Origin of the sequence: Nonomuraea sp. NPDC003560 (genome assembly GCF_042878785.1) — a bacterium.
GTDB lineage: Bacteria > Actinomycetota > Actinomycetes > Streptosporangiales > Streptosporangiaceae > Nonomuraea.
The window spans coordinates 149535-175352 of sequence record NZ_JBIAOF010000007.1; the positions used below are offsets into that span (position 1 = coordinate 149535).

Annotated in this window: 26 protein-coding genes; 10 read left to right on the forward strand and 16 right to left on the reverse strand. The window is 72.5% G+C overall.

Annotated features, from left to right (window positions below; all coding sequences use genetic code 11):
- The first annotated feature begins 56 nt into the window (after positions 1–56).
- The gene (locus tag ACFYUV_RS27265) at positions 57–3473 is read left to right on the forward strand and encodes a protein kinase (RefSeq protein WP_387672492.1); all 3417 of its coding nucleotides are present in this window, start codon (positions 57–59) and stop codon (positions 3471–3473) included.
- Here the strand turns inward: ACFYUV_RS27265 and ACFYUV_RS27270 are convergent.
- Positions 3470–3910 (reverse strand): ATP-binding protein, encoded by a 441-nt coding sequence (locus tag ACFYUV_RS27270; RefSeq protein ID WP_387672495.1) that lies wholly within the window; start codon positions 3908–3910, stop codon positions 3470–3472. The two genes, ACFYUV_RS27265 and ACFYUV_RS27270, sit on opposite strands and share 4 nt — an antisense overlap.
- Before the next feature lie 149 nt (positions 3911–4059).
- Here ACFYUV_RS27270 and ACFYUV_RS27275 point away from each other — a divergent pair, with 149 nt between their 5' ends.
- Together ACFYUV_RS27275 and ACFYUV_RS27280 are read left to right on the forward strand one after the other, a co-directional pair.
- Positions 4060–4791 (forward strand): helix-turn-helix domain-containing protein, encoded by a 732-nt coding sequence (locus ACFYUV_RS27275; protein WP_387672498.1) that lies wholly within the window; start codon positions 4060–4062, stop codon positions 4789–4791.
- Entirely contained in the window at positions 4782–5021 is a 240-nt protein-coding gene (locus ACFYUV_RS27280) for a DUF397 domain-containing protein (protein WP_352352481.1), read from the forward strand. Before ACFYUV_RS27275 ends, ACFYUV_RS27280 begins: the two co-directional genes overlap by 10 nt.
- 20 nt (positions 5022–5041) lie before the next feature.
- On the opposite strand, the gene ACFYUV_RS27285 is transcribed toward ACFYUV_RS27280, so the two are convergent.
- Both ACFYUV_RS27285 and ACFYUV_RS27290 read right to left on the reverse strand, forming a co-directional pair.
- The gene (locus ACFYUV_RS27285; RefSeq protein WP_358292051.1) at positions 5042–5521 is read right to left on the reverse strand and encodes a hypothetical protein; all 480 of its coding nucleotides are present in this window, start codon (positions 5519–5521) and stop codon (positions 5042–5044) included.
- 325 nt (positions 5522–5846) lie between these two features.
- Positions 5847–6578: a Mut7-C RNAse domain-containing protein gene (locus tag ACFYUV_RS27290; protein ID WP_387672502.1), complete on the reverse strand. Its 732-nt coding sequence runs from the start codon at positions 6576–6578 to the stop codon at positions 5847–5849.
- 26 nt (positions 6579–6604) lie between these two features.
- Between ACFYUV_RS27290 and ACFYUV_RS27295 the strand changes: the two genes are divergently transcribed.
- Entirely contained in the window at positions 6605–7504 is a 900-nt protein-coding gene (locus ACFYUV_RS27295) for a TAXI family TRAP transporter solute-binding subunit (RefSeq protein ID WP_387672505.1), read from the forward strand.
- Here the strand turns inward: ACFYUV_RS27295 and ACFYUV_RS27300 are convergent.
- The 6 genes from ACFYUV_RS27300 to ACFYUV_RS27325 form a co-directional block, all read right to left on the reverse strand.
- Entirely contained in the window at positions 7495–8820 is a 1326-nt protein-coding gene (locus ACFYUV_RS27300; RefSeq protein ID WP_387672508.1) for an ATP-binding protein, read from the reverse strand. The two genes, ACFYUV_RS27295 and ACFYUV_RS27300, sit on opposite strands and share 10 nt — an antisense overlap.
- A complete protein-coding gene (locus ACFYUV_RS27305; protein WP_387672511.1) occupies positions 8817–9482 on the reverse strand; it encodes a response regulator transcription factor in 666 nt (221 codons plus the stop codon). Before ACFYUV_RS27305 ends, ACFYUV_RS27300 begins: the two co-directional genes overlap by 4 nt.
- A gap of 9 nt (positions 9483–9491) precedes the next feature.
- On the reverse strand, positions 9492–10802 hold the full coding sequence (locus tag ACFYUV_RS27310; protein WP_387672514.1) for an MFS transporter: 1311 nt from the start codon (positions 10800–10802) through the stop codon (positions 9492–9494).
- Positions 10803–10911: 109 nt separating this feature from the next.
- Positions 10912–13050, reverse strand: a complete 2139-nt coding sequence (locus ACFYUV_RS27315) for a glycoside hydrolase family 6 protein (RefSeq protein WP_387672516.1) — start codon at positions 13048–13050, stop codon at positions 10912–10914.
- 26 nt (positions 13051–13076) lie between these two features.
- Complete coding sequence (locus tag ACFYUV_RS27320; protein ID WP_387672519.1) at positions 13077–14051, reverse strand: GNAT family N-acetyltransferase; 975 nt, start codon at positions 14049–14051, stop codon at positions 13077–13079.
- A gap of 58 nt (positions 14052–14109) precedes the next feature.
- On the reverse strand, positions 14110–14355 hold the full coding sequence (locus tag ACFYUV_RS27325) for a DUF2630 family protein (protein ID WP_387672525.1): 246 nt from the start codon (positions 14353–14355) through the stop codon (positions 14110–14112).
- A 38-nt stretch (positions 14356–14393) separates the two neighbouring features.
- Between ACFYUV_RS27325 and ddaH the strand changes: the two genes are divergently transcribed.
- Together ddaH and leuA are read left to right on the forward strand one after the other, a co-directional pair.
- The gene (ddaH, locus tag ACFYUV_RS27330) at positions 14394–15152 is read left to right on the forward strand and encodes a dimethylargininase (protein ID WP_387672528.1); all 759 of its coding nucleotides are present in this window, start codon (positions 14394–14396) and stop codon (positions 15150–15152) included.
- Positions 15153–15444: 292 nt separating this feature from the next.
- Positions 15445–17151: a 2-isopropylmalate synthase gene (gene leuA / locus ACFYUV_RS27335; RefSeq protein WP_387672531.1), complete on the forward strand. Its 1707-nt coding sequence runs from the start codon at positions 15445–15447 to the stop codon at positions 17149–17151.
- 67 nt (positions 17152–17218) lie between these two features.
- On the opposite strand, the gene ACFYUV_RS27340 is transcribed toward leuA, so the two are convergent.
- Positions 17219–17914, reverse strand: coding sequence for a TetR/AcrR family transcriptional regulator (locus ACFYUV_RS27340; protein WP_358292074.1), 696 nt, complete (start codon positions 17912–17914; stop codon positions 17219–17221).
- A 119-nt stretch (positions 17915–18033) separates the two neighbouring features.
- Here ACFYUV_RS27340 and ACFYUV_RS27345 point away from each other — a divergent pair, with 119 nt between their 5' ends.
- The 3 genes from ACFYUV_RS27345 to ACFYUV_RS27355 are packed head-to-tail and all read left to right on the forward strand — an operon-like array spanning position 18034 to position 20182.
- A complete protein-coding gene (locus tag ACFYUV_RS27345; RefSeq protein ID WP_352327992.1) occupies positions 18034–18387 on the forward strand; it encodes a YrdB family protein in 354 nt (117 codons plus the stop codon).
- A 2-nt stretch (positions 18388–18389) separates the two neighbouring features.
- Positions 18390–19301 (forward strand): NAD-dependent epimerase/dehydratase family protein, encoded by a 912-nt coding sequence (locus ACFYUV_RS27350; protein ID WP_387672536.1) that lies wholly within the window; start codon positions 18390–18392, stop codon positions 19299–19301.
- The gene (locus tag ACFYUV_RS27355) at positions 19298–20182 is read left to right on the forward strand and encodes a Gfo/Idh/MocA family oxidoreductase (protein ID WP_358292079.1); all 885 of its coding nucleotides are present in this window, start codon (positions 19298–19300) and stop codon (positions 20180–20182) included. Before ACFYUV_RS27350 ends, ACFYUV_RS27355 begins: the two co-directional genes overlap by 4 nt.
- Here the strand turns inward: ACFYUV_RS27355 and ACFYUV_RS27360 are convergent.
- The 4 genes from ACFYUV_RS27360 to ACFYUV_RS27375 form a co-directional block, all read right to left on the reverse strand.
- Complete coding sequence (locus ACFYUV_RS27360; RefSeq protein WP_364339585.1) at positions 20166–20990, reverse strand: hypothetical protein; 825 nt, start codon at positions 20988–20990, stop codon at positions 20166–20168. The genes ACFYUV_RS27355 and ACFYUV_RS27360 overlap by 17 nt on opposite strands.
- A 71-nt stretch (positions 20991–21061) precedes the next feature.
- Positions 21062–22066 (reverse strand): acetamidase/formamidase family protein, encoded by a 1005-nt coding sequence (locus ACFYUV_RS27365; RefSeq protein ID WP_387672540.1) that lies wholly within the window; start codon positions 22064–22066, stop codon positions 21062–21064.
- The gene (locus ACFYUV_RS27370; RefSeq protein ID WP_387672543.1) at positions 22063–23433 is read right to left on the reverse strand and encodes an APC family permease; all 1371 of its coding nucleotides are present in this window, start codon (positions 23431–23433) and stop codon (positions 22063–22065) included. The genes ACFYUV_RS27365 and ACFYUV_RS27370 overlap by 4 nt, the downstream gene beginning before the upstream one ends.
- A 57-nt stretch (positions 23434–23490) precedes the next feature.
- Positions 23491–24570: a substrate-binding domain-containing protein gene (locus tag ACFYUV_RS27375; protein ID WP_387672546.1), complete on the reverse strand. Its 1080-nt coding sequence runs from the start codon at positions 24568–24570 to the stop codon at positions 23491–23493.
- 51 nt (positions 24571–24621) lie between these two features.
- Here ACFYUV_RS27375 and ACFYUV_RS27380 point away from each other — a divergent pair, with 51 nt between their 5' ends.
- Positions 24622–25101 carry a MarR family winged helix-turn-helix transcriptional regulator gene (locus ACFYUV_RS27380; protein ID WP_387672549.1) on the forward strand — a complete coding sequence of 160 codons (480 nt, stop codon included), beginning with the start codon at positions 24622–24624 and terminating at the stop codon, positions 25099–25101.
- Here the strand turns inward: ACFYUV_RS27380 and ACFYUV_RS27385 are convergent.
- A complete protein-coding gene (locus tag ACFYUV_RS27385; protein ID WP_358292092.1) occupies positions 25070–25552 on the reverse strand; it encodes a cupin domain-containing protein in 483 nt (160 codons plus the stop codon). The two genes, ACFYUV_RS27380 and ACFYUV_RS27385, sit on opposite strands and share 32 nt — an antisense overlap.
- A 28-nt stretch (positions 25553–25580) precedes the next feature.
- The gene (locus tag ACFYUV_RS27390; protein ID WP_352323421.1) at positions 25581–25775 is read right to left on the reverse strand and encodes a hypothetical protein; all 195 of its coding nucleotides are present in this window, start codon (positions 25773–25775) and stop codon (positions 25581–25583) included.
- Between the last annotated feature and the right edge of the window lie 43 nt (positions 25776–25818).

Sequence of the window (25818 nt, forward strand, 5' to 3'; positions counted from 1 at the left end):
TGTCGATCAGAATGGCACATCTGATGGCTCCCCTGATTTCGTCCGACCCTCACCGCTTGGGCCGTTACTGGCTGGCCGCACGGCTGGGCGCGGGCGGCCAGGGCGTGGTCTACGAGGCGTACGGCGAGGCCGGGGAGCGCGTCGCGGTCAAGGTGCCCAGGTCCGACAGCGCGGAGTCGCGGTTCAGGCTGGCCAAGGAGGCGGCGGCGGCCCAGCGGGTGGCCTCGTTCTGCACGGCCAGGGTGATCGAGGCGCAGGTGGACGACGCGCCGCTGTACATCGTCAGCGAGTACGTCCCGGGGCCGAGCCTGCGGGAGGTGGCCGCGGAGGCGGGGGCGTACGAGGGGGACGCGCTGCGCCGCCTGGCGATCGGCGTCGCGACCGCGCTGACGGCCATCCACCGGGCCGGGATCGTCCACCGCGACCTCAAGCCGGACAACATCATCCTGGGCCCGGACGGCCCGCGCGTGATCGACTTCGGCGTGGCCAGGGAGGTGGGGCCGACCACGACCGGGCCGATCATGGGCACGCCGGGCTACATGGCGCCCGAGGTGCTCACCGGGCGCGCCGCCACCGAGGCGGCCGACGTGTGGGCGTGGGGGATGGTGGTGCTGTTCGCGGCGCGGGGGCGCGACGCGGTCGAGGCCGGCGAGCCGATGGCGGTCGTGGGCCGGGTGCTGGAGTTCGAGGCGGACGTCGCCGGGCTGCCGGAGGAGCTGGCCCCGCTGGTGTCGGCCGCCACCGCCCGTGATCCCGCCGCCCGTCCCGCCGCCGGGGACCTGCTGCTCCGCCTGCTGGGCGAGGGCGCCCGCCGGGACGCCGGGGACCCCCTGGCCCGTGGCGGGATCGTGGCGGGGGAGCTGAGGGGGCAGGCCGGGCCCGACCTGGGGGCGATCGCCGAGGAGCTGTACGGCGAGCTGAGCGAGGACGAGCGGACGGCCGTGCCCGAGGTCTTCCTGCGGCTGCTCGACGACGACGGCCTGCGTCCCGTGGAGCGCGAGGAGCTGCCCGAGGCCAAGGCGGTCGACTCGATGCTCGCCGTGTTCGTCTCGGCGGGCATCCTGGCGCCGGGTGGTGGCGCGTACGAGCTGGTCGCCCCCGGCCTGGTGCAGGCGTGGCCGCGGCTGCGCGACTGGCTGGCGGGCAACCGCGAGGGGCTGCCCGTGCACCGCCGCCTGGCCGAGGCCGCCGCCGAATGGGACGCCCACGGCCGCAAGCCCGCCGACCTGCTCCAGGGCACCAACCTGGACCGCACGCTGCAGTGGGCCGCCACCGAACGCAAGGACCTCACCCTGGCCGGACGCGAGCGCGACTTCCTGGACGCCGCCGCCGGGCAGGCCCGCAGGCGCACCCGGCGGCGCGGCCTGCTCGCGGCCGTGCTGGCGGTGCTGCTGGTGGTGGCGCTGGGCGGGCTCGGCGCGGCGGAGTACCTGCGCAGGGAGTCGGCCCGGCAACGGGACGAGGCGCTGGCCAGGGAGCTGGCGCTGCGCGCCGCCGGGCTGCGCGAGCTGGAGCCCGCGCTGGCCGGCCTGCTCTCCGTGGCGGCCTGGCGGCTGGCCCCGGCGCTGGTCGAGACGGCGGGCGCGCTGTACGACGCGGGCTCCCAGCACGTCACCGACGTCTTTGTGGCGCCGTACGTGGACGCGGGGAGCGTGCAGGGGCTCAGCACTGACGGTCACGTCCTGGCCTCCGTGACGGACGGCACCGCCCGCGTCTGGGACGTCCCGACCGGCCGGAAGCTGCACGAGCTGGCCGGACTCGGCGCGGGCGTGCGGAGCGTCGCCGTGAGCCTCGACGGCCGCCTGCTCGCCGCCCTGGACGACAAGGGCGTGCGGCTGTGGGACGCCGTCACCGGCAGCCGCCTCGGCGGCCGGTTCGCGAGCAGGGCGAGCGGGTTCGGGGCGCTGGAGTTCGACCGCACCGGCCGCCGGCTCGCGGTGCCGTACGGCTCCGACGGCGAGCAGTGGTGGGACGTCGCCACCCGTAAGCCCCTCACCGCCCCCGGCGGCGCGATACTCAACGGCGTCAGCCCCGACGGCCGCTACGGCTTCGTCGCCGACAGCGAGGACCGGTCCGAGGTGTGGGACCTGAGGCGCCGCCGGCGGCTGCACCTGCCGACGCTGCCCGGCACCGGCACCACCGTCGAGGCCAGGTTCAGCGACGACGGCCGCGCCCTCGTGGTCGTCGAGGACGTGGCCCGCCACGACAAACCCAAGGTCCGCCTGTACGAGCTGCCCTCCGGCACCACGGAGTACGAGCTCGAAGGCGCGAACGGCCAGGCCGCGGACCTGGTCTTCGACGGCCGGTACGTGGCCACGTGGGGTCCGGCGGACCTGCTCGTCCTGCGGCCGCGCGACAGCCTGGTGACCGCTCTGCTGCTCCCGGTGCCGGACGGCGTCACGCAGGTCCGCTTCGACCTGGCGGGCAAGGCCGTGCGCCTGCTGAACGAGGCGGGCGGCGTCTCCACCGTCGATGTCTCCACGCTGTTCGATCCCCGGCTCGGCGATGAGCTGCCCGACCTGCGGATGAGCCCGGACGGCCGAATCCTGGCCGTCAAGCGGGACGACCGGCTCGAACTGCTCGACCCGGCGACCCGCCGCCGTCTGGCCGGCCCGATCGCCTGGAAGGGCGACGGCTCGGCGATGGCCTTCAGCGCGGACGGCACGCGGCTGGCCTACGGCGACGGCGCCCGCGTCCGCGTGCTCGACGTCGCGAGCGGGCGGGAGACGCAGGCGTTCGGGCTGGCCGGGAAGGGGGCGGAGAAGGCCGACGCGCTCGCCTTCGACCCCGGCGGCCGGACCCTGGCCGTGCTGCCGTCCAGGTTCGAGGGGCCGCTGCCGCTGGAGCTGCACGACCTCACGAGTTCGCGGGCGCGGACCACGAACGTGACGGGCGCCGGGCCGATGAGCTTCGCGCCGGACGGTTCGCGGCTGCTCATGGGAGGCCCTGAGGTGCGGCTCTACGATCCGGCGGGCGGGACCGCGCTGCCGTTGGGGGCCGAGGCGCGGCGGGTCGGCGGCGCCTTCGCCTACAGCCCGGACGGCGGCCAGGTGGCCTTCTCGCATCCTGACCGGATCACGCTGTGGGACCGGGATCTGCGGACCATGCTCGGCGCCTTCCCCAGCGTGCCGGGCGCGGAGCAGTTCGCGCTGCCGGTCTGGTCGCCCGACGGACGGCTGATCGCCACGTACGAGAAGGGCCCGCGGATCCGCCTGTGGGACGTGGCCTCGCGGCGGTACGTCGGGGTCGTGTTCGACGCGATGGCCGAGTCGACCGGCGACAACGTCTGGCTCGGCTTCTCGGCCGACGGCACCAAGCTGTACACCCTGGACGACGACGGCGCCTTCCGTACGCACGACCTCGACCGGCGGCATGTGGCCGCGACCGTGTGCGCCCGCGCCGGCCGCGCGCTCACGGCGGCGGAGTGGCGGACGTACCTGCCGGGGGTCGAGCCGTTCGACGTGTGCCGCTAGGACGCCCAGGCGACGACCTGGAACCAGACCGCCTTGCCGGGCGGCACGGGGTTCCAGCCCCAGTCGTGGGACAGGCTGTGCACGATGGCCAACCCCCGCCCCCGGCAGGCCAGCGGGTCGGCCCGGCCCATCCGGGGAAGGGTGGCGCACGAGTCGCGGACCTCCACGGTCAGCAGCCGGCCCTCCCGGACCACCACGACCCGGACGGGGTCCGCCGAACGGGCGTGGGTGAGCGCGTTGGTGACCAGCTCCGAGACGAGGAGCTGGGCGATCTCGACGGCGGCCTCCGCCGCTTCGTGATCCTTGGCGACGTCGCGGACGAACCGCCGCACGGAGGAGACGCAGCCGGGGTGCCGGGGCATCCGCCGTTCGCCGAGGACCGTGTCCGGCAGGGGCCGCCGGTCGGCGAGCGTCACGGCGGGACTTTCGGATTTCATGTGGCCAGCGTGACGCCACATGACTACGGTCGGTAGTGATCTGATTGCAAGGAGTGGACTTTGAAGTCCGTGCCGTTGGCGTTGAACCCGGGCGAGGGGAGGGCAGGGTGGCCGACTTCTACGCGCCTCAGGCGATATGGGGCAGAGAGTTGCGGCACTACCGGAAGGCGGCGGGCCTGACACAGGGGCAGCTCGCCGAGCGCATCCATTTCAGCGAGGGCCTGATCAGCGGCGTCGAGACCGGTCAGCTCCCGGCCAGCCCCGAGTTCGCCGAGGCCTGTGACAAGGCCCTCGGCACCGGCGGAGCCCTGCGCCGCCTGCTCGACTGGCGCAAGGGTCAGATCTTCCCCTCCTGGTTCGGCAAGTGGCACGAGAAGGAGCAGGCGGCGCTCACCCTGCGCACCTACGAGCCGCTCCTGGTGCCCGGCCTCCTGCAGACCGAGCAGTACGCCCGCGCCCTGCTGCGCGGCAACGAGGCCGCGGTGGCCGCGCGCATGGAGAGGCAGGCGATCCTTGCCCGCGACGACCCTCCGTCGCTGCGCTGCGTCATCGACGAGGCGGTGCTGTTCCGGCCCATCGGCGGGCCGGAGCTGATGAAGGGTCAACTGCGGCGGCTGCTCGACGCGGTCACCCCGCGGCTCAGCATCCAGGTCCTTCCGCACGGGCTGCACTCCGGCTTGACGGGTGGCTTCGTGATCGCGACCCTGGACGGAGGCTCCGAGGTGTTGTACGCGGAAACCGCGGTGCGCGGCATCACGACGAGCGATCATGAGGACGTCTCGGCGGCCGTGGAGCGGTTCGAGGCCATCCGTACCGAGGCGTTGCCCTTGAGCATGTCCCTTGAAACGATAAAGAAAGCCATGGTGGAACGATGGACCTGAGCTGTGTCCAGTGGCAGAAGTCCAGTTTTTCCGGCGACAACGGCGGCAACTGCGTCGAGATCGCCGAGCTCAAGAACGTTCCTGGCGGCCCTGCGCACAAGGGCGGGCAGGCTGAGCTGGTCGTCGTGCGTGACTCCAAGGACCCCGACGGGCCCAAGCTGTTCTTCACGCCCGCCGAGTGGGACGCGTTCGTGGCGGGCGTGAAGGCGAGCGAGTTCGACCGCGCCTGACGGCGAGGTCACGGTGGGGTTCAGCAGGTGGCGGGGCCGGCGTCCCGCTGGACCTCTATGGAGGGCGTCTCGCCCACGTGCGGCGGCATCGCGGACGCGGACATCAGCGGATCGCCCGGGGTGCCGCCGACCTTCTCCAGGAAGTCGGCCCACTCGGTCGGCACGGTGAGCGCGGTGATCGCGTACCACTCCCCGGCCATCGCGGGGTCGCCGCCTTCGAGCGAGACGGGCACGTCCCACTGGCCGGAGGCCCGCACGGGGTCGACGCGGTAGAAGCGGGTGTGTCTGGTGCGCGGCGTGCCGGTCGTCCGGCGTACGCCGATCAGCAGGGTCGTGCCCTCGGGCAGCGTGGCGGTGCCTCTCACCAGCGGGCAGGGCGAGGCGGTGGCCCCGGGGCCGGTGACGGGCGCGGTGATGACGAGCCGGGGCGTCTCCCGCTCGCTCTGCGCCTGGCTGTACTTCACCACGACGCCGGGCAGGCCCACCAGCGTCGTGGCCATGCCGACAATGGCGGTGGCCCACTTCCTTCTGACGCTCCATACGCGTGGAGCGGGCCCGGCGCCATGGCCGAGCTTTCGATTCTTGGCCATTTGCGGTATTTCCCCCGATCGTGCGCCGCGAGATGGATACGCGGAAACGCGACGTATCCGAATTTTTCCGGATAAACGTCGAATTGGAGTCTTTTGCTCAACGGGGTGGAAGGGTGTCAGTATGCACCCGATTTCGGGTGATGCCGTTTCCCCTGCTCATACCCTTGATCGTCCGCGTAACCCCCGGCCGAGGGTGTTTTTGAGATCAACTTGACGGTCGTTCTCAAAGCGCGAATCAGCGGCTATTGGCCCAAATGCGCGCCGATTGCACGATCTCCTCAAGGTTGTCGCTGTGCGCGCCCTGCCAGTAGACCTGTCCGCAGTCGCCGCACCGGCCGTAGGCGTCGTAGCCGCGCCGGGTGCCGGCCTCCAGCAGCGGCCCGACCTCCTCCTTCGTGACCGGCACGAGCACGCCGTTGCAGGCCGTGCAGCGCGTCCACGGGGCCAGCGGCGGCTCGAAGCGTTCGAGCACGTCGCGGAGCTGGTCGGCGGGGCGCGAGCCGCGGACGTAGGCGCCCAGCCACAGCGCGCGGCGGCGCAGCAGGCCGCGGTCCTGGGTGAGCAGCACCCGCCGCTCCTCGTTGGCCTGGACCACCAGCGCCGGGTCGTCCATGTCGTTGTGGTACGCCGTGTCCACGCCGAGCAGGCGCAACCGCCGGGACAGCGTGCCGAGGTGCACGTCGAGCAGGAACCGCGGCCCGGCGGGCAGCGGCTGCGGCCGGGGCACCGGGTGCACCTCGACCGTCTCGCCCGGCGCGAGCAGGTGGGACGGGGCCACGCCGCGGCCGTCCGACAGCATCGGGCCCGCCTCGGTCAGCGGGATGCCGAGCGACTCCACGTGATGGCCGAGCGTCGAGGTGCCGTCGGTGGTCACCCGCTGCCACTCCCCCCGGCGGCTCACGGGCACGAACATCCTCAGCTCGGCGGCGATGCGCAGGCGTGCGTCCCGTTCGGTCACACTGTCCATTCTGCGCGACCGGATACCGTGACATCATGCCCATGTCCCGCCGAGCCTTCCTCGGGCTCGCCGCGCTCGCGGCCGGCTGCTCCACGGCCGGCCCCGCCGAGCTGCGGCTGGTCACCGGGCTGGCGGGCGGCCCGTACGGCGCGCTCGGGCAGCGGCTGGCGGGCGAGCTGCGGCACGACGGGCTGACCGTGCGAGTGGTGGAGACCGCGGCCAGCGTCCAGAACCTCACCATGATGGCCGGCGGCCGGGCCGACGTCGGGTTCGCGCTGGCCGACAGCGCCGACGACGCGGTCAGGGTGCGCCACCAGCCGGTCTCCGCGCTGGCCCGGATGTACATGAACTACGTGCATCTGGTCGTCCGCGAGGGCGCGCGCATCACCGGCGTCGGCGACCTGGCGGGGCGTCCGGTGTCGATCGGGGTCGAGGGGTCGGGCACGGCGGTGACCGCGACGCGCGTGTTGTCGGCCGCCGGGCTGCGCACGCCGCCGCAGATCACCAGGCTCGGCCTCGACGCCTCCGTCACCGAGCTGCGCGGCGGCCGCATCGAGGCGTTCTTCTGGTCGGGCGGCGTGCCGACGCCCGCGCTCGCCGCGCTCGACGACATCGCGCTGGTGCCGCTGGAGTCGCTGGTGCCGGTGCTGCGCCGCCGCTACGGTCCGGTCTACGAGCACGCCGCCGTGCCGGCCGGCGCGTACGGGCTGGCCAGGCAGGTGCCGACCGTGGGCACGCCGAGCTACCTGATGTGCCGTACGACGCTCCCCGACGACCTGGCCTTCACCGTCACCGAGACGCTCTTCCGCGCCCGCGACCGCCTCCAGGCCCCCTCCGCTCCCGGCGGCCGCCTCGACAGGCGTTACGCCATCGGCACCGGCGTCGTGCCCCTGCACCCGGGCGCGGCCCGCTACTACCGCTCGGTCTACGGCTGAGCCAGGGCCAGCTCGACCACCAGCCCGTGCGGCACGGCGGGCAGCAGCCGCAGGGTGGCCCCGCACGCCTTGGCCAGCTCGGCCGCGATGGCCAGGCCGAGCCCGCTGCCCGGGACGTTCGCGTGCGCCCCCGACCGCCAGAACCGCCCCAGCGCCTCGGCCCGCTCCGCCGCGCCCAGCCCCGGCCCGTCGTCGGCGACGCGCAGCACCCCGCCGTCGAGCGTGACCGTCACCGTGCCGCCCTCGGGGACGAACTTCTGGGCGTTGTCCAGGGCGATGTCGGCGATCCTGGCCGCCGCCTCCGGCACCACCGCGCCCGCCGGGACGTCGGCCACCAGGCACACGCCCTTGGCCGCGTAGACCTCGCGCCACACCGCCAGCCGCTCGCCGAGCCCGGCCTCCTTGCCCGCCAGGCCCGCGCCCGCCTCGACCTTGGCCAGCACCAGCAGGTCCTCCACCAGCAACGCCAGCCGGTCGAGCTCGGACATCGCCTCGGCGTACTCGGCCGTGCCCTCCTCGCGCAGGTGCGGCTCCAGGTTCTCCAGCCGCAGCCCGAGCACGGTGAGCGGGGTGCGCAGCTCGTGCGAGGCGTCGGCCACGAAGGCCCGCTGCCGTTCCATGGCCGCCGAGACCGCGTCGGCCATCGCGTTGAAGCGCTCCTCCAGCCGCCGCAGCTCCGACGGGCCCGCCCCGGGATGCGCCCGCGCGTCGAGCCGGCCCTGCGCGATGGCCCGCGTGGTGCGGTCGAGCTCGGTCACCGGCCGCAGGATCCAGCGGGCCAGCCGCCGGGCCGCCAGCGCCGACCAGGCCAGCGCGACCAGCGCCCCCGCCGCCAGCGCGCCCCAGACCAGCGACACGTCCAGCCGGGCCTGCCCGGTCGGGGCCTCCAGCAGCACCACGCCGGACACCTGCGCGTCACGCCCGGCGGGCTCGGCCAGCAGCACCGTGGCCGGGCCGAACGGGCTGACCGTGGGCAGGTCCTCGGTCGTGCGGCCGGACAGCGCGAGCCGGGTCGCCTCCCGGTCGTCGGCCTCGAACCGGCCGGCCGAGACCAGGATCGAGCCGTCGCGGTCGCGCACCCGGACGGCCGCGCCGTACAGGTCGGCGTAGCGGGACACCTCGGTGATCAGGCCCGTGCGGTCGTCGTCGCGGGCCGCGGCGTCGGCCAGCTCGGCGAAGCGGGTGGCGTCGGCACGCCGGTCGAGCAGCAGGCGGTTGGTCCGGTGGGAGGCGTAGGCCAGGCCGAGCGGCACCGCCAGCGCCGCGATCAGGAAGACGATCAGCGTGGTGAACGTGACCACCAGCCGCGCGTTCATCCCGCCGGGCCCAGCCGGTAGCCGGTGCCGCGCAACGTCTCCACCAGCCCGGGACGCCCGGTCTTGGACCGCAGCCCCGCCACGTGCACGTCGAGCGACCGGGACGCCGACAGCAGCGGATCGCCCCAGACCTCGTCGAGGATCTCCTCCCGGCTGCGCACCACGCCCGGCTCGCGGGCCAGCAGCGCCAGCACGTCGAACTCGCGCCTGGTCAGCGCCACCGGCTTCCCCGCCACCGTGACCTGCCTGCACTCCAGGTCGATGCGCACGTCGCCGACGCACACCACGTGGTCGCGCGCCGGCATCGGACGCGTGCCGCGCCGCAGCACCGCCTCCATGCGGGCCATCAGCTCGACCGTGCGGAACGGCTTGACCAGGTAGTCGTCGGCCCCCGAGCGCAGGCCGCGCAGCACCTCGCGCTCCTGCGTGCGCGCGGTGACCACGATGAGCGGCACCGCCGAGACGCGGCGCAGCCGGCGCAGCACGTCGAGCCCGTCCATGTCGGGCAGGCCCAGGTCGAGCAGGACGAAGTCGACGCCCCCCGCCAGGCGGAGGGCGTCGACGGCCAGGCCGGCGCGGGTGACCGAATGGCCGTGCCGGGCCAGCGCGGTGGTGAGCGCGGAGGCGAGACGATCGTCGTCCTCGACCAGGAGAACCCGCATGATGCCAGGTTAGACGCGGGCGGTGACCGGATCCGACGGCTCGGCGCCCTCGCTGCGGGACAGCGCCGCGTCGCGGGTCTCGCGCATGGTCAGGTAGACGACCAGGGAGACGGCGGCGCAGGCGGAGACGTACCAGTAGAAGCCGGACTCGATGCCCTTGTCCTTGAACCACAGGGCGACGTACTCGGCGGTGCCGCCGAACAGCGCGTTCGCGATCGCGTACGGCAGCGCCACCCCCAGCGCGCGCACGTGCGTCGGGAACAGCTCGGCCTTCACCACCGCGTTGATCGAGGTGTAGCCGGTCACGATCACCAGGCCGGCGAGCGACAGGACGAGCGCGCCCCCGAAGCCGCTCGCCCCGCCCAGCGCGGTCATCAGCGGCACCGTTCCCAGCATCGACCCGATCCCGAACGTGATCAGCAGCGGCCGGCGCCCGATGCGGTCCGACAGCGCCCCGGCCAGCGGCTGCAGGCACATGAAGATGAACAGCGCGCAGAAGCTGACCAGCGTGGCCGTCTCCTTCGGCAGGCCCGCGGTGTTCGACAGGTACTTGGTGAGGTACGTCGTGTAGGTGTAGTACGCGACCGTGCCGCCCATGGTCAGGGCGATGACCAGCAGCGCCTCCTTCTTGTGCGCCAGAAGCTGCCGGATGGTGCCCTTGTCCCGGCGCTCCTCTTCCTCCTCGCCGTACGCCTCGGTCTCCAGCAGGCTGCGGCGCAGGTAGAACACGACGGCGGCGGCCACGGCCCCGACCACGAACGGCACCCGCCAGCCGTAGGAGTTCAGGGCCTCCTTCGACATCGTGTTCTGCAGGACGATCTGCAGGCCGAGGCCGACGAGCTGGCCGGCGGTCATGGAGACGTACTGGAAGCTGGAGGCGAAGCCGCGCCGGCCGCGCGGGGTGGCCTCGGTCAGGTACGTGGCGCTGGCGGCGTACTCGCCGCCCACCGACAGGCCCTGGAGCAGCCGCGCGACCACCAGGACCAGCGCGCCGGCGTAACCGACCGACTCGTACGTCGGGGCGATGGCGATCAGCAGCGCGCTGGCCGACATCAGCGTGACGGTCAGCGTGAGCGCCGCCTTGCGGCCCCGGCGGTCGGCGTAGCGGCCGAGCAGCCAGCCGCCGAGCGGGCGCATGAAGAAGCCGACGGCGAAGATGGCCGCGGTGTTGAGCAGCTTGGCCGTGTCGTCCCCGTCAGGGAAGAACGAAGCGGCGAAGTACACGGCGAAGCTGCTGTAGACGAACCAGTCGTACCACTCGACCAGATTGCCGACGGAGCCGCCGATCACTGCCTTCCACGGCACGCGCGCTTTGTTCATGTAGGACCTCCTGGGGGGGAGTGGATGCAGGCCAGAGCCTCTCCCCAGAAGGTTGTTCGGACAAGGTGCGGCGGCTCAGATCTAACGTGCGCTTAACATCGGGTTTTCCTCAGCGCAACGGGGGCCGGGCGTTCTTCGCGCGTTCGAGCGCCAGATCGGCCCACCACTCGCCGCTCGCCGGCGCCACCACGCCGCGTTCGGGGTCCTTGTCGCCGTTCGTGCCGCGCCGGCACCGTCCGCCGGAGCTGCCGGCCCGGGTGATCCACAGGTAGGCGTCCGCCAGCTCCTCGCCCGTGTCGGTCGTGGGCCGCTCGCCGACGCCCCGGCCCGGTGGGTTGCACCAGGTCTGCGGGTCTTTGTACTTCTTCGTCGGCGACCACGAGCCCTGGCCGTTCCTGGCCGTGTCCACCACGAAGTGCGGCAGGTCGCCGCCGGGGTCGGCGTCCTTCGGGCAGGTGGCGCCGCCCGTCCTGCGCATGACGGCGATGCAGGCCGACAGCGACTTGCCGTACTCGACGGCCTTGGGGGTGGGCTGGAAGGAGGCGGTGTTGACGAAGAACCCGTCGGCCCGGTCGATCCCGGCGCCGATCAGGCGCTGGGCCATGACCTCGGTGCCGGGGTAGAGGTCCTGGCTGCCGTCGAGGTAGACGGCCGTGCCGGGGTGCCCGGTCTTGAGCGATTGCACGGCCTCGCGCAGGTCCCGGTAGCGCTGCTCGGCCGTGCCGGCCAGTGTGCAGTCCTTGGTGCCGGGCAGGTTGACCAGGCTGGACGGCTCCAGGATGATCACCGCCTTGCGGTCGCCGATCTGCCGGGCGACGCCCTTGACCCACTGCTGGTAGACCTGCATCTCGCCCGCGCCGACGGCGGCGCAGTCGCCGCCGCCCGGCATGTAGTTGACCAGGAAGACGGGCACGCCGCCCGCCTCCTGCGCGGCGGTCACGGCGCTCTCGACCGTGGCCCTGACCTCGGGCTGGTTCAGGCGGATGGCGTGCGGGACGGCGGCCAGCCGGTCCATGAGCGCGGCGTCGGCCGGACGGTCCTCGCGCCACACGGCGGCCTGGCGGGCGGCGGCCTTCTCCTTCTCGGACCAGAAGGTGACGCCGTTCTCGCGCAGCGGGTTGCGGGGGGTGGCGGTGGCGGCCGGTTCTGTGCCGGTGGCCGGGCGGGTGCTCGCGGGGGTGTCGTCGTGGGGCCACAGCAGGGCCGTGGTGACGCCGGCGGCCGCCACCACGACCGCCGCGGCCGCGGCCAGCAGCCTCGTCCGCCGCTTCCCCGCCGTCGTCGCGTCCGTCCCTTCGAGAGGAGAAGGGGGGACGGTGGGCGGCGTCCCGGCGGCGGGAGGTGAAGGGGGGAGGGTGGCCGGCGTCCCGGCGGCGGGAGGTGAAGGGGGGACGGTGGGCGGCGTCCCGGTGGTGGGGGAGGGGGGTGGGGTGGGGAGGGCGGCGGAGGGGGTGGCGGTGCTGAGGGCGTCCATCAGATCCTGGGCCGTGGGGCGGGCGGCCGGGCTCTTGGCCAGCGACGCGGTCACCAGGTCGAGCAGCGGCCCCGACAACCCCCGCAGCTCGGGAGCCTCGTTGACGATGCGTAACAGGACCGTCGGCACCGACCCCGACCCGAACGGCGGCAGCCCCCCGGCGGCGAAGGCGACCGTGCAGCCCCACGAGAAGATGTCCGAGGCCGGCCCGACCTGCGACCCCGCCACCTGCTCGGGCGACATGTACGACGGCGTCCCCACGATCGCGCTGCTCATCTCCGACTCCGCCAGCCGCGCGATGCCGAAGTCGATGACCTTGGGCCCCACCTGGGACAGCAGCACGTTCGACGGCTTGAGGTCACGGTGCACGATCCCGGCCCCGTGGATGGCCCGCAACGCCATCGCCATGGCCGCGGCCAGCCCGTCGAGCGCGGAGCCCTTCAGCGGCCCGGAGTCGCGCACCGCGTCGTCCAGGCTGGGCCCCTCGACGTACTCGGTGACCAGGTAGGCCACGTCCGCGTGCACGTCGGCGTCGAGCACCGGGGCGGTGCAGAAGCGGGCGACCCGCCGGGCCGCGGCCACCTCGCGGGCGAACCTGCGCCGGAAGTCGGGGTCGGCGTCCATCCTGGCGTGGATGAGCTTGACGGCCACCCGGGTGCCGCCGGGCTCCTCGCCCAGATAGACGACGCCCATGCCGCCCTCGCCCAGCCGGCCCAGGAGGGCGTAGCGCCCCACCTGCCGCGGATCCGCGTCCCTCAACGCCTCCAACGTCATGACGTGTCAGGTTAGCCGGGGAAAGGTCAGACCGTCAGCCGCCACTCGTCCCACTCGTCGAGCAGCTCGAACCCCATGGCCTCGTTGATGGCCAGCATGTGGGCGTTGGACGTGGCGTTCCAGGTGATGATCCGCTCCAGGTGGGGCTCGCGGTCGCGCAGCCACAGCAGGTTGGACAGTTTCAGCAGCAGGCCCAGCCGATGGCCGCGGTGCTCGCGCAGGACGGTGGTGTCGGCCTGGTGGCCCCAGCCGTCGGAGCGGTCGGCGGTGAGGTAGATCCGCGTGTAGCCGGCGGGCGCGCCGTCGGACTCGCGCCTGGCGATCATCGTGTAACAGGTCTCGCCGCCGAGCGTGACGCGCTCCTCGCGCAGGCGCAGGCGGTCGAGGTTGAAGGTCATGTCCTCGACGTCGGCGTCGCGCGGGGCGTCGTTCATGCCGCTCATCAGCGTGGCGAGGTCGGCCAGCAGCTCAGGGCCGGCCGGGCCGGCGAACCGCTCGACGCGGTAGCCGGGCACCTCGGGCAGCATGCCGCGCAGCGCGGCCCAGTCGGCCGTGCGCAGGTCGAGCGTGCGGCGGGCCTCCCGGAGCGCGACCGTCATCCCGTGGGCGCGGGCGAAGCGGGCGCCGACGCCGGTGGTGGGCGTCTCGGTGAGCAGCAGGGTGCGGCCGTGGGCGCGCATCCGGCCGAGGGCGTGCTCGAACAGCTCGCTCCCGAGGCCGCGGCCGCGCAGCTCGGGCCGGACCACGAGCGGGAACAGCCAGCCCATGTGCCGGTTGTCGGACTGGGGCAGCGCCAGGCTGTAGCCGCCGGCGACCTTGCCGCCGTCGGTCAGGACCCAGGACTCGACCCGGTCACCGGGCGGGCCCAGGAGGGCGATGACGGACAGGCGGGTGAGCGACAACTTGGGGCCGGGCTCGTGCGCGTGGGCGGCCAGGTAGGCGTCGTGCAGGCCCGTCATCAGCTCGCCCGGCCGGTCGGAGTCGATTGGCTGGATGTGCATCCGTCCAGCCAATCGCATCGGCGCCGCCTCCGGCCAGCCGTTTTACCGCCGGTGGGCCCTACTGCCGGTAGTTCTCCACCTCGCCGGCCGGGCGGACGGCCGCGCCGTCGGGGTCCTCGCCCGCGCCGCGCCTGGCCCGGCGCTGCCGGAGCAGGTCCCAGCACTGGTCGAGCGCCACCTCCAGCTGCTTGACCCGCGCGTGCTCCTCGTCGGAGGTGACCTCGCCCGCCGACAGTTTGCCGCGCAGCTCGTGCTCCTCGGCGACCAGAGCGCTGATCCTGGTGAGAATCTCGTCGTCCCGCATGCCCAAGACTCTAACGACTGCGTGATAGAACACGCCCTATGTCTGGTATCGCGCTGGTAAGGAAGCCCGGACCCCGGATCGCCGAGGGCATCGTCACGCACATCGAGCGCGAGCCCGTGGACCACGAACGCGCACGTCACCAGCACGACGCCTACGTAGCGGCGCTGGCCGCGGCCGGATGGCGGCCGGTCTACGCCGAGGACGCCGACCACCTGCCCGACGCGCCCTTCGTGGAGGACGCGGTGGTGGTGTCGGGGCGGCTGGCCGTGCTCACCCGGCCGGGCGCGCCGGAGCGGCGTCCGGAGGTGGAGTCCGTGGAGCGGGCCGTACGGGAGCTCGGCCTGAAGGCGGTCCGGATCGCCCGCCCCGGCACCCTGGACGGCGGCGACGTGCTCCAGGTCGGCCCCACCGTGTACGTCGGCAGGTCGGCCCGCACCGACGACGAGGGCGTCAGCCAGCTCGCCGCCCTGCTGCCCGAGCGGCGGGTCGTGCCCGTGGGCCTGCGCGGCGTGCTGCACCTGAAGTCGGCGGTGACCGCCCTGCCCGACGGGACGCTCATCGGCGATCCCGGTCGCGTCGAGCTGCCCGGCCTGCTCGAACCGCCGGAGGAGCCGGGCGCGCACGTGGTGCCGCTGGGCGGCGACCGGGTGCTGCTGGCCGCCTCCGCCCCGAGGACCGCGGCGATGCTGGAGCGGCGCGGGCTCGTCGTGACGAGGGTGGACATCTCGGAGTTCGAGCGGCTGGAGGGCTGCGTCACCTGCCTGAGCGTGCTCATCCCGGACCAGTCACTCGCCTGAGCGTACTCATCCCGGACCAGGTCACTCGCCTGAGCGTGCTCTTCCCGGACCAACAGTGGCGCGCGCCGGAATTTCGCGGCCCTGACCTGGTGTTTCACCATCGGTGGACCGATCGGCTCTCATGATGTGAGATCAAGGGCAGCGAATCCCGAGACGTCTGGTAGCGTGCTTGGCATGCTGCGCGGGCTGCTTCTTAGCTGCCGCGGCGAGGGCCTGTAAGGCCGGCTCCCTCGTCGCGGAGCCAGTCATGCGCGTCGGCCGCTTTCGACTCGACCGACGAGGAGCAGCAGACATGAACGCCCAGCAGCCCAGTCCCATGCCGGCCCATCGTTATCAGCCGTTCGAACCGATCCGGCTGACCGATCGCACCTGGCCCGACCAGGTCATCACCAAGGCGCCCCGGTGGTGCGCGGTCGACCTGCGCGACGGCAACCAGGCCCTGATCGACCCGATGGACTCCCACCGCAAGCTCCAGATGTTCGAGCTGCTGGTACGCATGGGCTACAAAGAGATCGAGGTGGGCTTCCCGGCCGCCTCCCAGACCGACTTCGACTTCGTCCGGCAGATCATCGACGAGGGCCGCATCCCCGACGACGTCGTCATCCAGGTGCTGACCCAGGCCAGGCCCGAGCTGATCGAGCGCACCTTCGAGGCGATCGAGGGCGCCAAGCAGGCCATCGTCCACCTGTACAACTCGACCTCCACCCTCCAGCGCCGCGTCGTGTTCGGCCAGGACAAGGAGGGCATCACCGCCATCGCCGTCGAGGGCGCCAAGCTGGTCAGGAAGCTGGCCGAGGCCACCGACGTAGACGTCTTCTACCAGTACTCGCCCGAGTCGTTCACCGGCACCGAGCTGGAGTACGCCGTCGAGGTGTGCGACGCCGTCAACGAGGTGTGGCAGCCCACCCCCGACCGCAAGGTCATCATCAACCTGCCCGCCACGGTCGAGATGGCCACGCCCAACGTCTACGCCGACCAGATCGAGTGGATGCACCGCAACCTGCGGCACCGCGACTCGATCGTGCTGTCGCTGCACCCGCACAACGACCGGGGCAGCGCCGTGGCCGCCGCCGAGCTGGGCTACATGGCCGGCGCCGACCGCATCGAGGGCTGCCTGTTCGGCAACGGCGAGCGCACCGGCAACGTGTGCCTGGTCACCCTGGGCATGAACCTGTTCTCGCAGGGCGTCGACCCCGAGATCGACTTCAGTGACATCGACGAGATCCGCCGCGTCACCGAGTACTGCAACCAGCTGCCCGTGCACCCGCGCCACCCGTGGGGCGGCGAGCTGGTCTACACCGCCTTCTCCGGCTCCCACCAGGACGCCATCAAGAAGGGCTTCGAGCACCTGGAGCGCGACGCCGCGGCGGCCGGCACGCCGGTGGCCGAGTTCACCTGGGCGGTGCCCTACCTGCCGATCGACCCCAAGGACATCGGCCGCACCTACGAGGCCGTCATCCGGGTCAACAGCCAGTCGGGCAAGGGCGGCGTGGCCTACATCATGAAGGCCGACCACCAGCTCGACCTGCCGCGCCGGCTGCAGATCGAGTTCTCCAAGGTCGTGCAGGCCCGCACCGACGAAGGCGGCGGCGAGATCAGCCCCACCGCCATGTACGAGATCTTCCGCGACGAATACCTGCCCAACCCCGCCAACCGCTGGGGCCGGCTGAGCCTCATGGCCCACCGCCACGAGTCGACCGTCGACGACAAAGACCGCATCGGCGCCGACGTGCGTCTCGACGGTGAGATCCGGGAGATCGCGGGCGTGGGCAACGGCCCGATCTCGGCCTTCATCGACGCCATCGCCGGCGTCGGCATCAAGGTGCGGGTCCTCGACTACGTCGAGCACGCGATGAGCGCCGGCACCGACGCCAAGGCCGCCTCCTACCTGGAGTGCGAGGTCGACGGGCAGGTGCTGTGGGGCGTGGGCATCGACGCCAACACCACCACGGCCTCGCTCAAGGCCATCATCTCGGCGGTCAACCGCGCCACGCGCTGACGTTCTCGCGCAAGGGGCAGGAGTGCACGTTCACTCCTGCCCCTTTCGCCGTGCGGGGACGTTCCGGTCACGCGGCGAGGCCGAGCGCCGCGGCGGCCAGCCGCAGTGCGTGGTCGAAGGCCGCCCGCCGGCTGTCGATCGTGTTGTTGAACTGGCCGAACACCTCGAAGTTGACCCAGCCGTAGAGCGTCGACCAGGACGCCATCGCCCGCCACACCACGTCGTCCGGCACGCCGGGCATCAGGGCGCGGATGTTCTCGGCGTCCGCGGCCACCTCGGCGGGCGGCTCGGGGGCGGCCGGCGGGTGCAGCCCGCCCGCGTTCCAGGCGTCGGTGACGATCGCGCCGAGCACGGTGACGTCGCGCAGCCGGGCCGCGACGGTGTCCTGCGGCGCCTGGTAGCCGGGCACGGGCGAGCCGTAGAGCAGGGCGTACTCGTGGGGGTGCGCCACCGCCCAGTCGCGGACGGCATGGCCGGCGGCCAGCCAGCGGCCGAGGTGGGCCGTGCGCGGGCAGGCGGCCTCGGCCTGCTCGACGGCCTGGCCCAGCGCGTTGTAGCCGTCGATGATCAGGGCGGTCAGCAGGTCGTCGCGGCTCGGGAAGTAGCGGTAGATGGCCGAGGAGACCATGCCCATCTCCCGCGCGACGGCCCGCAGCGACAGGCCGCCCGCGCCGTCGGTGGCCAGTTGGCGGCGGGCGATGTCGGTGATCTCCCTGGTGAGCTCGGCTCTCACGCGCTCTCGCGCGGTACGGCTGGCTGTCATGCACAGCAGGTTATCAGAGCACTGGCAAAAAACGAGAGCACCGCTCTTGACGAGTGCCGCTCTTTTGAGAGAGCATTGCTCTCGTAAGCGAACAGCGCACACCCCCTCAGGAGATCCCCATGCTCGCCCTCGCCAAGAACGCCAACGCCGCCCTGATGTTCTTCCTGGAGCTCGGCGTGCTGGGCGCGGTGGCCTACTGGGGCTTCACGCTCAGCCCCAACTGGGTGATCAAGCTCCTGGCGGGGCTGGGCGGCCCGGCGCTGTTCATCGCCGTGTGGGCGCTGTTCGGCGCGGGAGGCGGCGCGAACGCCACGATCCCGCTCACCGGGCTGGCCCGCGTCGCGCTGGAGATCGTCTGGTTCGGCGGCGGCGCGCTCGCGCTCTACGCCGCCGGCCGGGTCACCCCGGCGATCGTCTTCGCCGCCGTCTTCGTCGTCAACGCGCTGCTGCGCGTCATCTGGAAGCAGGTCTGATCATGGGTAAGCACGTCGTCGTGGGGTCCGGCCAGGTCGGCACGCACCTGGCCGCCAAGCTCGCCGCGCAGGGGCACGAGGTCGTCGTCGTGACCCGGTCGGGCCGCGGGCCGGAGGGCACGGTCAGGGTGGCCGCCGACGTGGCCGACCAGGCCCGGCTGTCCGAGCTGGCCAAGGGGGCCGACGTCCTGTACAACTGCGTCAACCCGGCCTACCACCGGTGGCTGACCGACTGGCCGCCGATGGCCGCCTCGTTCCTGGCCGCCGCGGAGTCGAGCGGCGCCGTCCTGGCCATCCTGGGCAACCTCTACCCGTACGGGCCCGTCTCCGGCCCGATGACCGAGGACCTGCCGCTGGCCTCCACCACCCCCAAGGCCCGGGTGCGGGCCAAGATCTGGCACGACGCGCTGGCCGCCCACCGCGCAGGGCGGATCAGGGTGACCGAGGTGCGCGGCTCGGACTTCTTCGGCCCCGGCGCCACCGACCAGTCCCACCTGGGCACCCGCTTCATCCCCCCGCTCAGGGCCGGCCGGACGATCCGGCTCGTCTTCCCCGCCGACGTCCCGCACAGCTGGACCTACCTGCCGGACGTGGCCGACGCCCTGATCGTCGCCGGCGCCGACGAGCGGGCGTGGGGCCGCCCCTGGCACGTGCCCACCAACGACCCGATGACCTTCCGCGAGGTCGGCGCCCGGATGGCCGCCCTGCTGGACCTGCCGGCGCCCACGATGACCACGCTGCCGTGGCCGCTGCTGCGGGTGTCCGGGCTGTTCTCGCCCATGATCGGCGAGCTGCGGCACGTGCGCTACCAGTTCACCGCGCCCTACGTGCTCGACTCCTCGGCGTTTCAGCAGGTCTTCGGCGTCGCGCCTACGCCGGTGGAGGCCGCGCTGAAGGCTACGCTCGACGGATGAAGATAGCCATGATCGGCCTGGGCGACATCGCGGAGAAGGCGTACCTGCCCGTGCTCGCCGCCCAGTCCCTCGACCTCCACCTGTGCACCCGCAACACCGCGCGGCTCGACCGGCTCGGTGACGCCTACCGCGTCGCCGACCGGTCCACCAGTGTCGACGAGGTGATCAAGGCGGGGGTCGACGCCGCGTTCGTGCACGCCGCGACCGAGGCGCACCCGGAGATCGTCGAGCCGCTGCTCAGCGCCGGGATCCACGTCTACGTCGACAAGCCGATCGCCTACAGCCTGGCCGAGTCCGAGCGCCTGGTGCGCCTGGCCGAATCCGAGGGCAGGTCGCTGATGGTCGGCTTCAACCGCCGCCACGCCCCCGGCTACGCGGGGCTCATGGCCCTTCCCCGTCATCTCGTGCTGCTGGAGAAGAACCGCGACAACTACCCCGACGCGCCCCGGCGAGCCATCTTCGAGGACTTCATCCACGTCGTGGACACGCTCAGGTTCCTCGCCCCCGGCCCGGTCACCGAGACCAGGATCCGCACCCGCGTCCGCCGCGACCTGCTCGAACACATCGTCCTTGAGCTGTCGGGCGCCGGGTTCACCGCGATCGGCGTCATGAACCGGGTCAGCGGCGCGGCCGAGGAGACCTGCGAGGTCATGGGCGACGGCATCAAGCGGCGGGTGGTCAACCTCGGCGACGTCCTCGACTACGAGGGCGGCGAGACGCTCACCAGGCGGCCCGACTGGGTGCCGGTCGCCCGGCAGCGCGGCATCGAGCAGATCTGCCAGGAGTTCCTGCTCGCGGTCCGCGAGGGCCGGGTGATCAGCGCCGAGGACGCCCTGATCACCCATGCCATCTGCGAAGAGGCCGTCAGCCTGGCTTCCTGACCCGCATCGACTCGTCGGCCCTGGCGAACATGCGGTCGAACGTCGTCCCGCCCAGCCGGGCGAGCACCGTGTAGCCGTCGGTGTCGCTCAGCGGGCTGGAGGAGGAGACCACGCCCGCCACCGAGTCGCCGTACAGCACCGGGCCGCCGCTCCCTCCGGCGGCGGCATGGCAGTTGCGGGTGACCATCAGCCCGGGGCCCACCGTCGAGCCCTCGACCGCGTCGCCCAGGCAGCGGTACATCTGCGTGCCCGGGTAGCGCTTGCCCGCCGGGTAGCCGAGCAGTTCGAGCCCGCGCAGCCCGGCGCCGCGGCTCGTGCGCAGGGGCGGCAGGCCCTGGCCGACCACGTCCTCCAGCGGGCGTTTGCCCTTGACGACCCCGACCAGGCCGACGTCGTACGGCAGCACGTCGGGGGAGTCGGGGTTCGCCCGCCAGCGGTCCGGCGCCCACGTGCGCACCGCGGACCAGACGCCGTGCCGCGGGTTGCCCCTGTCGAACCCGGGCATGAAGACCAGCCGCTTGAGCGGCCGTCCGTCGTGGTAGAGGCAGTGCGCGGCCGTCAGCACCAGGCTGCGGCTGCGTGAGCCGATGATCGCGCCGCCGCACCACACGTCGGTGCGGGTGACGGGGTCATGGCCGAGCAGCACCCCGGTCAGCCGCCGCGCCCCCGTGTAGGGGCGCGGGACCGGCGCATAGCCCAGGCGGTCGCCGTCCGGGGTCAGCACCTGGGGGACGGGGACGCTGCGCTGCGCGACATCGGTGACGCCAGCCGGATCGAGCAGGACCAGAGACAGTACCAACCTGAGCACTTTCCCACTCTACGGGGAAGATGATCAATGCCCTGACCTGCGACACCAAGGTTTACCTAAGTGGGGGATTGTCATGCGTCGTACTGGGCGCCCAGGGCGCGCAGGCGGGCGTGGGCGTCCTCGTACACCGAGGGGGCGCCCAGGTAGGTCTTGGGCAGCTTGGCGACCATGGTGTAGTTGGTGTCGCACACGTTCCCGACCGGCGCCTGGCCGGCCTGGCTGACGAGCTGGTACGCGTCCAGCGTGTCGAGCCCGGTCAGCTCCGAGGTCCAGGTCACCAGGTCGTGCTGGCTGATGCGGTAGGCGTCCTCCAGGGGCCTGGCCGAGCCGGTGGACATCAGGTGCAGGTCGTCCTCCAGCCGGGGCCACGGCGTGGCCACGCCCTTGATCAGCTCGACCGCGACCACCGTGTTCATGGCCGACTCCACGGCCGTGCCGCAGACCTCGCCGTGCCCCTGCAGGCCGTGGCCGTCGCCGATCGAGAACATGCCGCCCTCGACGTTGACGCCCAGGTAGACGGTGACGCCGGCGCGCAGCTCCGGGGTGTCCATGTTGCCGCCGTGCGCGTCGGGGGTGATGGTCATGCGGGCCTCGTTCGCGCCCGGGGCCACGCCCACCGTGCCGTGCATCGGGTCGAGCGGCAGCGCGACGCTGAAGTCGCTGTTGCGCGCGTGGTAGACGGCCACGCCCTTGTCCACGTCGATGTCGTAGCGCCAGACCCGCTCCTCCAGCGGCGGCTGGAGCGTCGCCGTGGTGTGGGTGCCGGTCAGCGCGCCGAAGTGCGGGAACGTGGTGGAGACCGCCCAGTCACGGGCCGGGGTGATCTTGACGAAGTGCAGCGCCAGCGTGTCGCCCGGCTCGGCCCCCTCCACGTGGAAGGGACCGGTGACGGGGTTCAGGTACGGGAACTCGCAGACCCGCGACGGCAGGTCCTCCACGGTCCGCACCCGGCCGCCGAAGCAGTCCTCGGTGTACAGCTCCAGCACCGTGCCGGGCCGCACCCTGCCCAGGGCGGCACGGCCGCCGAAGGTGTAACTGAGCTCCTCCGGCGTGGGGTGGTAGGAGACGACGTTCACTTGACCTCCGAGGGAAGAACGGGCCTGCGGCCGACGAGATAGCTGACACCCAGGATGACCAGCCCGACCGCCAGCCAGATCAGGCCGACCGTCTGGGTCACCAGCTTGGTGTTGTACACCACGGCGGCCAGGACGAGGAAGCCGATCGCCGGCGCGACCACGTGCGCCCACACGTTCCCGCTGCGCCTGCGGAACCAGTGGTGGACGACGACGGCCACGTGCAGGATCAGGAAGGCGGTCATCGCGCCGAAGTTCACGAGCTGGCTGAGCAGCGGGATGCCGTAGTTCTCCAGGCTGCTCATGTAGAGGCCGATGCCCAGCGACAGCACGGCGACGGCCAGCGTGGCGTTCACCGGCACCTTGTGCTTGGGGTGGACCTTGGCCAGGAACGAGGGGAGCATGCGGTCGCGGGCCATCGCGAACAGCAGCCGCGAGGTGGCCGCCTGGGCGACCAGCGAGTTGGCGAAGCCCCAGGCGATCGCGGTGGCGACGGCGGTCAGCACGCTCAGCCAGTGGCCGCCGGCGAACTCCGCCATGCGGTAGAAGGCGTCACCGTTCTCGTCGCCCTTGGCGATCAGCTGCGCGCGGTCCGGCATGAGCAGCGCCGCGACCCACGTCTGCGCCACGAACAGCACCGCGGCCAGTCCGAGCGCCGCCACCATCGAACGGCCGAGCCGCCTGCCGTCCTCCTTGTTCTCCTCGGCCAGCGTCGAGATGCCGTCGAAGCCGAGGAAGGACAGCACCGCCGTGGCCGCCGCGCCGAACACCAGCGTCCAGGTGAACGTCGAGGGCTCGAAGATCGGCGTGAACGCGCCCGCCTGGGCCTTGCCCTGCGCCAGGGCGATGCCGCCGACCACCAGGAAGATCGCCAGCACGGCCAGCTCGGCGACCAGCATCACCCGCGTGATGCGCGCGGTCATCTGGATGCCCATGTAGTTGACGGCCGTGTTGAGCAGCACGAAGATGACCAGCCAGCCCCAGACCGGGATGCCGGGCACGAACGAGTTCATGGCCAGGCTGGCGATGAGGTAGAGCAGCGACGGCACCAGGATGTAGTCGAGCAGGATCGCCCATCCGGCGATGAACCCGACCGGCGCCGAGATGCCGCGCCCGGCGTAGGTGTAGACGGAGCCCGCCATGGGGAACGCCTGGGCCATCTGCGAGTACGACAGCGCCGTGAACGCCATGGCGACCAGGCCGATGATGTAGGCCAGCGCGACCATGCCGCCGGACGACTGGAACACGCCGCCGAAGATGCCGAACGGTGCGATCGGCACCATGAAGATCAGGCCATAGATCATCAGGTCGGCGAAGCCCAGAGAGCGTTTGAGCTCTTGGCGGTAGCCGAACTGCTCAACGGTGCTCATGTTGCGCGGCTCCTTGTTGAGGTTGGGGGGCGTTTCGCACCTTAGAGCCAAAGCTTTCTAGTGAAAAGGTTTCTCAAGCAAGAAATCCAGGCCGTCCGCCCTGCCGAGGTGCACCGTGCGCCGCACCTGCCGGTTCAGCAGCGTGAGCGGGCCGCGCGCGCTGACGATCGTGGTGCCGTCGGCCACCGCGTCGAGGGCGGGGACGGCCAGGCTGCCCGCCCGCGCGGACAGGGCGGCGAGCATCGCGACGGCCTCGTAGCAGCCATGGCCGTGGGCGTTGAGCATGGGGGCGTGCGGGCCGAAGCGTTTGGCGTACCGCTCGGCGAAGTGCAGGCTGGCCTCGGTCGGCAGGTCGCGGAAGTAGCCCATCGACGCGTAGAGCTCGCCGGTGCCGTCGCCGCCGATGCCGAGCAGCCCGTGCTCCTCCAGCGCCCCGCACAGCCGGGCCGCGCCGAGGCCGGCGGCCGCGTAGGCCCGGTTGAAGGCGACCAGGTCGCTGCCGATCAGCGTGAGCAGGATCGCGTCGGGGCGGGCGTCGGCGATCCGGCCGAGCCAGGAGGCCGCCTCGCCGTACCGGACGAACGCCTCGCCGACCACGGTCGCGCCGCGCGCCCGCAACCGGCGGCGGGCGCCCGCGTGCACCAGGCGGGGCCAGACGTAGTCGTTGCCCAGCAGGAACCAGCGGCGTGCCCGGTGGACGCTGACCAGCCATTCGATGCCCGGTTCGAGCTGCCTGCCGGGGGTCTCGCCGAGGAAGTAGACGCCCGGCGCGTGCCCCCCGCCCTCGTACGGCGGCGCGTACACGAACGGGACCCGCCCGCCGATCGCCGCGACCACGTCGATCCGCACGTCGCTGGCGTGCGTGCCCACCACCGCCTCGACCGTGCCGGACGCGACCAGGCCGGCCACCTCGGCCGCCACCTCGCGCCCCGGCCGCCCGCCGTCGACCAGCACCAGCTCGATCTGCCTGCCGAGCACGCCGCCCCGGGCGTCGACCTCCTCGGCGGCCAGCACCGCGCAGTTGATCGCGCACGGCCCCACCAGCCCGAGCACCCCCGACACGGGCACGACCAGGCCGATCCGGACCGCGTCCGAGGGGATGAGCCGGGCCTCGAAAGGATCGACGATCGCCGCCACGCCGACGAGTATCCTCCGAACTAGCTCTCCGGTGAAAGGACCTGATCTCTCATGGCTAAATCCGGGCTGGGGTCCTCACTCGCGTACGTGCTCAGCCGCGCCGAACGCGAGGTCACGCGCGGCCTGGCGGCGACCCTGGCCGGCGAGGACGTCACCGTCGAGCAGTGGCGCATCCTGCGCGCGCTGGCCGACGGCCGCGGCCACTCGATGGGGGAGCTGGCCGAGGCGGTGCTCATGCCGCACCCGACGCTCACCAAGGCGGTCGACCGGCTCATCGACCGGGCGCTGGTCCACCGGGGCGCGTCGGCGGGCGACCGGCGGCGGGTGGCGGTGTTCCTGGCCGACCGGGGGCGCGACCTGCTGGCCCGGGTGGACGGCGCGGTGGCCGACCACCACCGGGCCGTCGCCGCCGCGTTCGGCCAGGAGCGCACCGAGCGGCTGATGCGCGAGCTGGAAGAGCTGGCCGCGGCCCTCGACCGGGCCCCGGCGCCGGCCCCCGTCAGTCCAGCCAGTACGTGTCGTGGCGGATGAAGAACTCGGCCTTCTCCTCCTCGCTCTTGCCGGCCAGGTCGAGCAGCCCCTCGAAGTAGCCCTCGCGAGGGGCGCCGGGGGCGAAGTGCAGCAGCATGGTCGCGGGCTCGCCCGACTCGTTGCGGAAGGCGTGCACGCCGCCCTCGGGCACGTGCACCCAGTCGCCGGGGCGGGTGTCGATCCAGCGGCTGCCGTCGTAGATCCGCACCGATCCGTCGAGGATGTAGAACGACTCGGAGATCGACTTGTGGAAGTGGGGGCTCGGGCCGGACGGCTCGGGCCCCATCACCCAGCGGTAGAGCCCGAACTGGCCGTTGGTGGTGGCCCCGGTGGCCAGGTAGTGGGCGGTGTTGCCGGTCGGGTAGGTCAGCTCGGGGGCGTGCTCGTAGGGGCGGTACGTGGCGGACAGCTCGCCTTTGTCGCCCGAATAGCGTGGTTCCGGATAGGTCATGAGGCCATCCTGCCCGACCCGTCCGCGATCAGCTCTCGCGGTTCTTCCCGTCGTGGCCGGACCACAGCAGCAACGCCAGGCCCGCGACCGCGAGCCCCAGGTAGGCCGCCAGCGGCAGCTCCACGAACCGCCCCACGAACCCCCACTCCGTGTCGAACCAGACGCGCCCGGCGAACCCGCCGAGCCCCTGGATGATGGCCATGACCCCGATGAAACCCCTCATGACCACGACCGTCGCAGAACGGGACCCGCCCCGGCATCCGACC